The sequence below is a fragment of the Microbacterium sp. ISL-103 genome (genome assembly GCF_018613995.1).
In the GTDB taxonomy this organism is placed as follows: Bacteria; Actinomycetota; Actinomycetes; order Actinomycetales; family Microbacteriaceae; genus Microbacterium.
The window spans coordinates 1-5,267 of the sequence record NZ_JAGGPD010000241.1 but is presented as its reverse complement, the minus strand read 5'-3'; the positions used below and the strand labels follow the sequence as shown (position 1 = coordinate 5,267).

The 5,267-nt window shown below is 63.2% G+C and carries 4 protein-coding genes; all 4 read left to right on the top strand.

Going from position 1 to position 5,267, the window contains the following annotated elements:
* A partial coding sequence (locus J7E68_RS09860; protein ID WP_215172133.1) for a GntR family transcriptional regulator occupies positions 1-730 on the top strand: 730 nt, incomplete at its 5' end.
* Between the two features lie 107 nt (positions 731-837).
* A complete protein-coding gene (locus J7E68_RS09855; protein ID WP_215172131.1) occupies positions 838-2,895 on the top strand; it encodes an adenylate/guanylate cyclase domain-containing protein in 2,058 nt (685 codons plus the stop codon).
* Positions 2,892-4,337 (top strand): mechanosensitive ion channel domain-containing protein, encoded by a 1,446-nt coding sequence (locus J7E68_RS09850; RefSeq protein ID WP_215172129.1) that lies wholly within the window; start codon positions 2,892-2,894, stop codon positions 4,335-4,337. The genes J7E68_RS09855 and J7E68_RS09850 overlap by 4 nt, the downstream gene beginning before the upstream one ends.
* 489 nt (positions 4,338-4,826) lie before the next feature.
* Entirely contained in the window at positions 4,827-5,042 is a 216-nt protein-coding gene (locus tag J7E68_RS09845; RefSeq protein WP_215172127.1) for an Rv0909 family putative TA system antitoxin, read from the top strand.
* Positions 5,043-5,267 lie beyond the last annotated feature (225 nt).

Sequence of the window (5,267 nt, the reverse complement as noted above, 5' to 3'; positions counted from 1 at the left end):
GGGACCGTCATTCCGGTTGCACCGGATGGCTTTGGTGGGTGCGGTGGCGGTTCCTCGACGCGAGCTCGAACTGGTGGTGGACGCCGGGTCTCTCAGCGACGCAAGCTTTCGGGCGTTGAGCGATGCCATCTGTGATGGCACGTTGGAGCCCGGTGAGACACTTCGCATCGAGGAGCTGCAGTCGTGGCTGGGTGTCTCGCGAACCCCCATCCGCGAGGCGCTCGCGCGTCTCGCGCGCTTGGGGCTGGTGAGCACCCAGCCAGGTCGGTTCACGCGGGTGTCGCTTCCTCACCCTGATCTGCACGTTCAGACGCTTAAGGTGCTGAGTTACCAAGGTGCCGAGCTGCTTCGGCATGCTGTGACGCGATTCACCAGCGGTGAGCTCGACCTTGCTGTCGCCCTGGTCGATGACCTCGCTCATGCATCCGGATCTGACGAGTCTGCGAAGTGGCGGTCTTCGCTGAGACGCCTCCTTGAGCACATCTGGTCAGCGTCCGCAGACACCGTCACCACGCAGGTTCTCGGCGATCTCGCACTCGTCGTCGACGCCAATCTGCGGCAGGCGGTGGTCGTTCCGACTCCCGGCGCCGCAGCAAAAGACGTTTACGAGCGTCTTCGCTACGCGTTGCTGGACCGGAACACCCAGGCGGCTGCGCGAGCGTTTCAGGACCTTTACGCCTCAGCGACCGCGAACGAAAACATCCACTCAGAGAGAACGAGAGCAAAGTGACAGTCACAGCCGATACCGCGGCCGTACCTTCGACGCCCGCGAGAGGCAGGTTCTCTACTCAAAATTGGCGAAGGCCTGGATTCAGCATTCAGTCGAAGCTTCTTGTGATGCTGCTCCTGGTGAGTTTGTTGTCGTCAGCGATTGTCGGCGTCATCGGGTTTGTCAATGGACGGGACTCGCTTCGTACCGCAGCCTTCGAGCAGCTCACGAGCATTCGGGACCTGCGTGCCGAAGCCATCGAACGAGAGTTTCAGCGGCTCCAGCAGAGCGTTCGTCTGGACTCACGCAACGCCAGTGCTGTTCAAGCGACCGAGGCGTTTGTCGAGGGCTTCGCCGAACTGAACACGATCCCCACGCTCGACGCTGACCGGTCCTCTGTCGGAGACTTCTACGAGTCCTCGTTCGTCCCCGCTCTTGAGGACCGGTCCGGGCTGGACTACGAACCGGAGGCGTTCGTGCCGGCGACCGCTGCCGGAGTTTACCTTCAGGCGCGATACGTCGCGAACCGTCCGTATGACGACTTCGATGCCGGACTCGCGCTCGATGATGCCGGGGACGGGAGCGCGTGGTCGACGGCGAACGCAGAGTACGGGAGCTATTTCACGGGACTCGTGGACGAACTCGGATACGAGGACGTCCTGGTCCTCGACAAGAGTGCGAACGTCGTCTTCTCCGCCTACAAGAGCGTCGACCTCGGTGTCAACCTGCGGGAGGAGCCGTACTCGGAGACGATTCTGACGTCGGCCTTCGATGAGGTGATGCGGAACGGAAGCGTCGATGAGGTCATCACGACTGATTTCGAACGCTACCTGCCCTCCCTCAATGTGCCGACCGCGTGGGTGATCTCGCCGGTGGGTTCCGCCACCGACATCATCGGTGCGATAGCAGTCCAGATTCCGGTCGAGCAGATCAACACCGTGACGACCGGGGGAGGCCAGTGGGCGGCGCAAGGCCTGGGGAACACGGGCGAGGTATATCTGGCCGGGAAGGACAAGCTGATGCGTAGCGTCTCGCGCCTCCTCGTAGAAGATCCCGAGGCCTATGTCGACGCGGTGGTCAAGAATGGCACCTCGCCCGATGTCGCCGAGCGTGTGACGCAGGTCCAGGGGACCGTCCAGCTTCAACCCGTTGACTTCACAGGCGTGCAGCGCGCCATCGCCGGGGAGACGGGCACCGTCGTCGCGGCGGACTACACGAACTCCGACAGCCTCGTCGCCTATGCTCCCGTGGAGATCGCCGGCTTGGACTGGGTCATCGTCGCTCATATGGACGCCGACGAAGCGTTCCGGCCCGTTTCAGAGTTCACCCGAAACCTCGTGCTCTCAACGCTCGCGATTCTCCTGTTCGTCTCCGTCGCATCACTACTTCTGGCACAAGTGTTCGCACGGCCAGTAAGGCGTCTCGTCGATGCGGTCCGGAAAGTTGCGGGAGGAGACCTGGCCGTGCAGGTCCCGGAGGGAAGCCGAGACGAGTTCGGTGACCTCGGAACAGCGTTCAATGACATGGCAGCGAGTCTGCGCGTGAAGCAGGAGCTCATTGACGCGCAGCGCGACGAGAACCAGAAACTCCTGCTGACTCTCATGCCGTCGACGGTCGCCGAGAGGTACAAGAAGGGCGAGGAGACGATCTCAGAGGAACACGATGATGTCTCGGTCGTGTACGCGGAATTGGTCGGCTTCGACGAGTTCTCTTCCTCGCTCAGCAGCGAGCAGGAGATCGTTCAACTGAACCTGCTCATGCGAGGCTTCGACGAAGCAGCTCAGAAAGCGGGCGTCGAGAAGGTCCGCACTCTTCGAGGTGGGTATCTCGCGTCCTCTGGGCTCATCGTTCCTCGAGTCGACAACGTTCGGCGAGCGGTGGAGTTCGCGAGTGAGATGCGGGAAGTGGTGCAGCGGTTCAACGCGCAACACGGCTCGCAGATCGACCTTCGAGCTGGCGTCGACACGGGGACCGTGACCAGTGGATTGGTCGCGCGAACCACACTCGCGTACGACCTGTGGGGCGACGCCGTCAGCCTCGCATACCGCGTTCGAAGCGTCACGGGGGATCCCGGCGTGTACGTCAGCCAAGCGGTACGAGACAGGCTGCAGGATTCGGTGAGTTTCGTCGAGGCAGGAGCCCTCGACCTTCAGGGAACGCCGCAGATCGTTTGGCGTCTGCCGTGAGCATCAACCTTTCTGGCGAGTGGGTCGGGTGGGCTATCGCAGTCGCGGTTGGCGTCCCACTGATGCTGGTGGTGCTCACCGAAGCCATCGGCGCGCTGAACCGTCGAGGTCATGCGGCGGCGAAACCCCTGCGACTGCTCCGGAACTGGGTCGTCCCGGTCGGCGGCCTGTGTGCACTTCTCGCAATGGCTTCACGGTCCGAAACCGACCAGGTCTGGACCCGCGTCGTCGCGACGGTGCTGGGCTTTCTTGTCATTCTTCTGGTGCTCAGCGCTTTCAACGTCGCTCTTTTCTCCCGCGCCGAGGAGGGGTCATGGCGAGAGCGCATCCCATCGATCTTCGTGGAGATCGCGCGTCTCATCCTCGTCGTGGTCGGACTCGGATTCCTGTTCCAGTGGGTGTGGGGAGCGGATGTCGGCGGACTGGTGGCCGCTCTCGGAGTGACGTCGATTGTCATCGGTCTCGCGCTACAGAACGCCGTCGGTGGTGTCATTTCTGGGCTGCTTCTGCTGTTCGAGCAGCCCTTCAAGATCGGAGATTGGCTTGAGGTGGGCGGCATCGAAGGGCGGGTCGTCGAAGTCAACTGGCGTGCTGTGCACATCGACACGGGGTCGGGCATCCAGATCGTTCCCAACTCATCGTTGTCCGGCGCGTCGTTCACCAACAAGAGTCTCCCGGAGGCGGTCTACCGCACCACCGTGAATCTCAAGTTCGGAACCGACGACTCTCCGCAAGAGGTCATCAAGTTGCTGCTGGATGTCGCCGAGGCACTTCCGCAGCGACCTGTGGAACACGTGGCGACTGCCGAGTACTCGGGCGCTGGCGCTTTCTCGGTGACCCTTCCCGTGATGGGTGCCGCGGCCGCTCCGGCGAGTGTATCCCTCTACCTGTCCTGGCTGTGGTACGCGGCCCGTCGCCGCGGCATCGCGCTCGATGGAGATACCTCTGTTGGTAACTCAGACCAGTCGTCGGTCGCACGCGCGCTCGAAACCGTCGGTCCGGTTCTTCAGGTGGGGGAGGCAGAACGACGCTTGCTTGCCGAGTCAGCGAAGGTCGAGCGCTATGGTGCGGGAGAACTGCTGCAGTTGGCTGGCGCGGTACCTACCGACATTCGATTCGTCGTCGACGGAGCAGTTCGCACATGGCTCGACACACCCGCAGGCCGAATCGACCTCAACGATGTCGAGGCCGGCGACTACGTCGGGCAGACCGCGTTGACGCGTGAACCCGCCATTGGTACGTCGGTTGCTCGGACGGTCGTCACAGTGCTGACGGTCCCCTCCGAGGTGGTCGACAAGATGGTCCAGACCCGGCCCCGTCTTGCGATGGAGATCGGCCAGTCAATCGAGCGCAAGCGCAAGCTCGCGGCCGAGGCCATGGCGGATGCCGGACTGACCAGAAGCGTCTTGCCGGGGTCCCCGGCATACATCGAGAAGCGTTGAGCCCGGCATCATGCGGTCACATCCGAGATCATCAACGACCAGCCCGCCACGGCTATCGTCGGCGCGGCAACCGCTGGCTCTGCCCCACGCAGAGGCAACCGCTCAGCCCTGGACACTGAGCGGGAGAGGGCAGGTGTGGGGACCCCTGCCCTCTCAAAACTCGGCTGGTGGATACGCCGTCGACAGCCTTTCGGCGATGCCGACGGAGATGACTCCTCCCGGGACCGATGTCCGACCCATCGTCGGTGCCGATACCGGTGCCGCAAGCATGGCGCGTCCCGTGCATCCGTCGGAACGTCTGGACGTCCTCTTCCGTCCGCGTCACCCAGACGGCCACGAAGTCAGCGCGTGGTGGCATCTCGGTGCGTTCCTGGCCTTCAGCGTGAGCGCCATCGTCCTCTGTATGGCAGTTCCATACAGCCTCTAGCCTGCGTCGCGACCTGCAACGCAGAAACGAAAGACGCCCTCGCGGGCGGGAAGGAGACAGTCATGGGAATCGACGACCTCGTCAACAAGGGCAAGGAATTCCTCGAGGAGAACAAGGACCGGATCGAGGAACTGCTGCACAGCGAGCAGGCCGAGAAGGTCAGCGACTCGGTCCTCGACGCGGGGGCGAACTTCGTGAAAAAGGTCGCCCCCGAAGGTGTCGAGGGTCACGTCGACTCCGTGCGCGACAACCTCGACAAGTCCATCGGCAACGAGTGACCTCCGACGCGGTGCCGCTGTCCTCACCGGCGCCGGCACCGCGTCTCGCTCCCCGCCTCCATGGCGATTCGCACGAGCCGACACCGCTCGCACTACTCACGGAGATCTCACGCATGAACGCTGCAACATCGAACACGCACCGACCGGGCCGCGCGCTGCTCGCCACCATCGCAGCCATCACCCTGGCATTCGTGTCGTTAGTGGCGGTGCCGATGGCAGCATCCG